This window comes from Corynebacterium tuberculostearicum (assembly GCF_030229345.1).
Classification (GTDB): Bacteria; Actinomycetota; Actinomycetes; order Mycobacteriales; family Mycobacteriaceae; genus Corynebacterium; species Corynebacterium tuberculostearicum_G.
Genome location: NZ_JASPGP010000023.1, coordinates 1 through 4,358 on the forward strand (window position 1 = coordinate 1; position 4,358 = coordinate 4,358).

Consider the following 4,358-nt stretch of genomic DNA (forward strand, 5'->3'; position numbering starts at 1 on the left):
CAGAATCCGGAACCCATTTCGACTCCACACAATCACCCAACCCATGTCAGGTGTTTCCACGACCGCTAGAAATCAAGTGCCGTGGTTTCCGGTGGTTTGCGGTGGTTTCCTGCCCCGTATGTCGTGGAAATGCATGGCCGTTTTTGATCCACTTGCAATGTCGTATTTTATGGCATATACTTAGTTTAGATGGCAAGGGGAACCACCCCTGGAAGAGGCCGCAAGAATCGGAAAGAGAGTCCGACATGTTCCTCATCGCAAACATCACCGACACCACCAACGCCCCACGTATCCGTCGCCAGCTCAAGGCCCAAGGCTTCGGCTACAACCGCACCCGCCACGAGTGGGTAAAGAACTGCATGACACTACGCGGCACCCGCCTAGACCTCCCCCGCGCCCGCGCCATCGACGGCGTGACCATCCAGCTGCGCACCGGTGATGAAATGCACGCCATCATCAACGCGGCAGTGGCAGGAGCATAACCCATGCAAACCATCACCACTACGCTTGGCACCTACACCGGACGCGACATGTACACCATCCTCAAAGAGCACTTCCCCGAAGACGTGACGTTCCGGCGCACCAACACCGCGGGCCAGTGGGGCACCATCGACCGCAAAGTCGGAAGCCAGTATTTTAACCTCGGCATCATCACAGAAGTAAGGACACAAGCAGCATGACACCAAACGAGTTCCGCATCCTCCGGACCAGCATGGGCCTAACCTCCCAGGACGTAGCCAACGCCTGCGACGTGAATATCCGCACCGCACAACGCTGGGAAACCACCCACCAGCCCCCTCTCGATGCCGGCATCTGGCTCCAGGACAAGTGGGTGAGGTTTGCAGACTGTATCGACCAAGCCCTACAGATTGCCGAGCAGGCAGAAGCAGAAGGCAAACCCGTGATACTCACCAACACGGTTACAGGCGACGGTCTTAGCCGTAATGAGCACACCGCGCTTATGGGGCATATCCACATGGCATACACGATGGCGGACTTTGATTTTGAGGTTGCCCCCTAAAACGCGAAAAAGACCCCCACCCGCGTGGGGTGAGGGTCAGTCTAGAAATCGTTCTCTAGCTCGTCAGGTATGGGCATGTCAGCCACGCTTTCAGGGTGCTTCAGTCGCCACTGGCGGATGTGGTTCACCGCGATAAAGTACCGGCTTTTCCAGACCTCCAGTTTGTCGCGTAGCTCCGCAATTTCGCCCCGCATCTCCGCAATCGACTTGTCGCGGGCTTCCAGCTGTTCATTCGTCCACTCACGAATGCTTTTGGTAAACGATTCCCACTCGGGGCCTCGGGTTTCCAGCTCCGCCTTTTTCTTCTGATTCTTCTCGGTCAGCACGCTACCAATCACCGTTCCGGCCACACCTATGACGGCGACGATGATGGTAGCCAATGGCCCGTCTACGGGCATCACCGTCACCTCCCGTCTACGATTTTCAGCTCACTGGTCTGGCCGCGTCCGTAGGCGTAGAGGGTCATGGTGGCGATTCCGATGTAGCCGAGGGAGGACACCCAAGCGCGGGGCAGGTCGCCGAGAATCGTGGCGAAAATGAAGCTGAGCGCCCACATGGAATGCAGGCCCACAACAGCACCCACGGCAGCAGGAACGAGCTTGTGCCACTTTGCGGCGCACACGCACAGCAGGCCCATGAGAAGCCACACCACCGCCCACGAGGGAGGATTAAGCACACTCTCCATAAAGTGCGTTGGCCTGCGCTCCGGGTTCACCAGCAGCGGCGTGTAGGACAGTCCGCGAGCGATGGAGATACTGCCCAGAATCATCAACCCGGCAGCGTCTGAGACCAGCCACCTGGCGGCGCGGCGCTTAAATCTTTCCCAGTCCACGGTTCACTCCCCTGCTGTGGTGGGGCCTGTGTAGACCGGCAGGGCGGGCGCATCCTCCGGCTCCGGTGTGGCGGGCTGCTCGATGACTACGCCTACTGGGGCTTCGTCGGATTCACGGCCTGTGTTCACTGCGGCGAGGGCGCCACCAATGAGTGCTGCTAGTCCACCGGTTTGGCCGAGCCAACCGTCTACCTCGTCAGGGCTGACAATGCCGAATGCGACGAGGGCCAGGCCCACGGCGGCGACCACGACGTATACGGCTAGGCGTATCCACCATGGGGTGCCGATGACGGCGCGGGGCTTTGGTGCGGGGTTGGTGTAGTGCTTGGCCATTAGCGTTCCTCCAGTTTCGTTTCGATGCGGGCGAGGTCTTGGCGGATTGCGGCTACTGCGTCCACCAATGTGAGGTTCTGGCCGCGCTCATTCTGGCCTAATTGGGGCCATCCGTTACCCTCCCGGCCTCGAAGTTGTCGCCAGATTTCTTGAATTGCGTCAAATTGCGGAGTGAAAAACCCCGTGATGAAAGCCCTGGTGTGGGCGTTAACCTGGTCCACTGCGTTCATTGTTATCCCCTTGCTTTCTTTCTTCACCGGCTTAGCAGCGGCAGGCTTTTGCCCTCCGCCGTGGGTGAGCTCGTCGTAGAAACGTTGCGCTTCATTCATCCATGCTTGGTGGTATTTGCCGCCGTAGGCGAGGTGGTAGGGGCATCCAGTCTGGCCGGTTTCTTTGTGGTCGCGGATGTTCTTGCCGTATTCGGGGCGGCCCAAGTTGTAGTAGCGGCACAGGGCTGCTGCGAGACGTGCGCCCTGCTTGATGACTGTGTCGCTGATAGGCCAGTCTTCGTTTGCCCCGCCACAGTTGGCGTGCTCGATGCCGATGCTTTGCTGGTTGCGGAGCTGGTTAGCGGCATGCCACGCGGTGTCGGAATCGTTGACGAGCTGGCCGATACGGCCGGAAGTTTCCACCTGGTAGTGGGCTGATGCGGGCCTGTCTTGCCAGACTTGCCAGCACCCATCAATGGTGAGGATTCCGGCGTTGTGGTGACGGACTATGTACTTAATCTGCTGTCCACCACGGCCTGGTGTGTAGTGCTTATTGATGAGCCGGTACACGTCCGGCTCTACGTTCTTCCAATCCATTAGTGTCTCCTTTAGGTATGCGAAGACCCCACCGGCGTGCTGTCGATGGGGTCGAATAGGTCTGGTGTCTTGTCGGGTGGGTATTCAGGCAGCGCGGTATGGCCGTAGCGGGCGCGGTAATGCTTGCCGTCGTGCTCGTAGACCATGCCGTGCATGATGAACATTCCCGGTTGCCAAGCAGTCACGGATTCCTCCTTCGGGCATTAGTAAACCCGCACCGGGTGGGGCGGTCAGAGAATGAGAAAGCCCCTCACTGCGATTACAGGAGGGGGAGAGGATACGGCTAGGATAGTCAAGCGTGGCACGTATTCGATTAAAAGAACAGCAACGCAATCGCACCCGACCAGCGCACCCGACCAAAGCGAACATAAAAAGGTCAGATGGCACACTCGACGACGTCGACTACCCGCTCGACACAGACGACAACGGGTTTATCCTCACGGGTGTTAACACTGACCCGGAGAAAAGGTCGCTCTTCTTCATCGGCGGCTCCTTTGTCGAGTCGTCTTTCGCCCAGCCCCACCAGCGGTTCGTGGCACGGGTGGCTCAGAACGTTGATTGGAATGTGTATAACGCGGGGTATTCCGGCATGACCCTGCTCCAGGCATGCGTCATGATCATGACGAAGATTCCCACCTTGGCGAAGAAGCATGACGTGATCGTGTTGTTCACCGCTCAGTCGGATGCAAATGCTTCGCGCTTACCGGGTGGGTATTGGACCAATAATTCTACCTACACTGCCATTCGCCCAGCCGCGGCGCAGGCCCCGAAGTGGCAGTTCAGCTTCGGCGACACCCGCGCCCTACTGGAATCCATCACGACGTTCGTTCGGGGCTTAGGCCTAGATATTGTTCTGGTAACTTCCCCGTACCGGTACCTGAGCTGGGAGACGGATAAGTGGTCTCGGCTCAATTTCGGAAATAAACGAGTTCTAGGCGAATACCAGAAAGCCCGCGCCGAGCTTACCAACACGTACCGGGAAACGGCACAGTTGAGGGAAATCCCCCTGCTGGACCTGGAGCAGATCATCAGCGGCGATCCGGCCCTGTTTTATGACGAGCTCCACTTCAACACAGCAGGTCATGAAAAAGCCGGGAAAATCATTACCGAATACCTCAAAGATCATCTCGGCAGCTAAACGGCCGAGTCTTTTTCACTACCACCTTTCGCAAGCGTCCTATACATCTCCCATTCCCCGTCGTCTGTTGAGGAATACCGGGTCTCCGCGCTATGCGGGATTAGGTCTCATCGTGTGCCCTCCTTTTTGGCAAAATTAAAGCGCCCCGGAGGGTGAACTGCTCCCCATTAGTTGGACTGAGAAATCAGTTTCCGATTAGTGGGGAGTAGTTTTCATTGAGAGCTCGAA

The 4,358-nt window shown here is 57.8% G+C and carries 9 protein-coding genes; 4 read left to right on the forward strand and 5 right to left on the reverse strand.

All coding sequences use genetic code 11. From position 1 onward, the window contains the following. The first annotated feature begins 245 nt into the window (after nt 1-245). The 3 genes from QP884_RS11140 to QP884_RS11150 are packed head-to-tail and all read left to right on the forward strand — an operon-like array spanning nt 246 to nt 1,021. Nucleotides 246-482, forward strand: coding sequence for a hypothetical protein (locus tag QP884_RS11140; RefSeq protein ID WP_284822053.1), 237 nt, complete (start codon nt 246-248; stop codon nt 480-482). Nucleotides 483-485: 3 nt separating this feature from the next. After that, entirely contained in the window at nt 486-680 is a 195-nt protein-coding gene (locus QP884_RS11145; RefSeq protein ID WP_284822054.1) for a hypothetical protein, read from the forward strand. After that, on the forward strand, nt 677-1,021 hold the full coding sequence (locus tag QP884_RS11150) for a hypothetical protein (RefSeq protein WP_284822055.1): 345 nt from the start codon (nt 677-679) through the stop codon (nt 1,019-1,021). The genes QP884_RS11145 and QP884_RS11150 overlap by 4 nt, the downstream gene beginning before the upstream one ends. A 41-nt stretch (nt 1,022-1,062) precedes the next feature. Here the strand turns inward: QP884_RS11150 and QP884_RS11155 are convergent, their stop codons facing one another. From QP884_RS11155 to QP884_RS11175, 5 genes are read right to left on the reverse strand one after another with little or no spacing between them, the layout of a single operon-like run. Then, nucleotides 1,063-1,401 (reverse strand): hypothetical protein, encoded by a 339-nt coding sequence (locus tag QP884_RS11155; protein WP_284822056.1) that lies wholly within the window; start codon nt 1,399-1,401, stop codon nt 1,063-1,065. Nucleotides 1,402-1,424: 23 nt separating this feature from the next. Beyond that, nucleotides 1,425-1,853 (reverse strand): hypothetical protein, encoded by a 429-nt coding sequence (locus tag QP884_RS11160; protein ID WP_284822057.1) that lies wholly within the window; start codon nt 1,851-1,853, stop codon nt 1,425-1,427. Nucleotides 1,854-1,856: 3 nt separating this feature from the next. After that, a complete protein-coding gene (locus QP884_RS11165; protein WP_284822058.1) occupies nt 1,857-2,186 on the reverse strand; it encodes a hypothetical protein in 330 nt (109 codons plus the stop codon). After that, complete coding sequence (locus tag QP884_RS11170) at nt 2,186-2,992, reverse strand: N-acetylmuramoyl-L-alanine amidase (RefSeq protein ID WP_284822059.1); 807 nt, start codon at nt 2,990-2,992, stop codon at nt 2,186-2,188. The genes QP884_RS11165 and QP884_RS11170 overlap by 1 nt, the downstream gene beginning before the upstream one ends. An 11-nt stretch (nt 2,993-3,003) precedes the next feature. Continuing rightward, on the reverse strand, nt 3,004-3,177 hold the full coding sequence (locus QP884_RS11175; RefSeq protein ID WP_284822060.1) for a hypothetical protein: 174 nt from the start codon (nt 3,175-3,177) through the stop codon (nt 3,004-3,006). Nucleotides 3,178-3,290: 113 nt separating this feature from the next. On the opposite strand from QP884_RS11175, the gene QP884_RS11180 reads away from it, so the two are divergent. Next, on the forward strand, nt 3,291-4,130 hold the full coding sequence (locus tag QP884_RS11180; RefSeq protein WP_284822061.1) for an SGNH/GDSL hydrolase family protein: 840 nt from the start codon (nt 3,291-3,293) through the stop codon (nt 4,128-4,130). Nucleotides 4,131-4,358 lie beyond the last annotated feature (228 nt).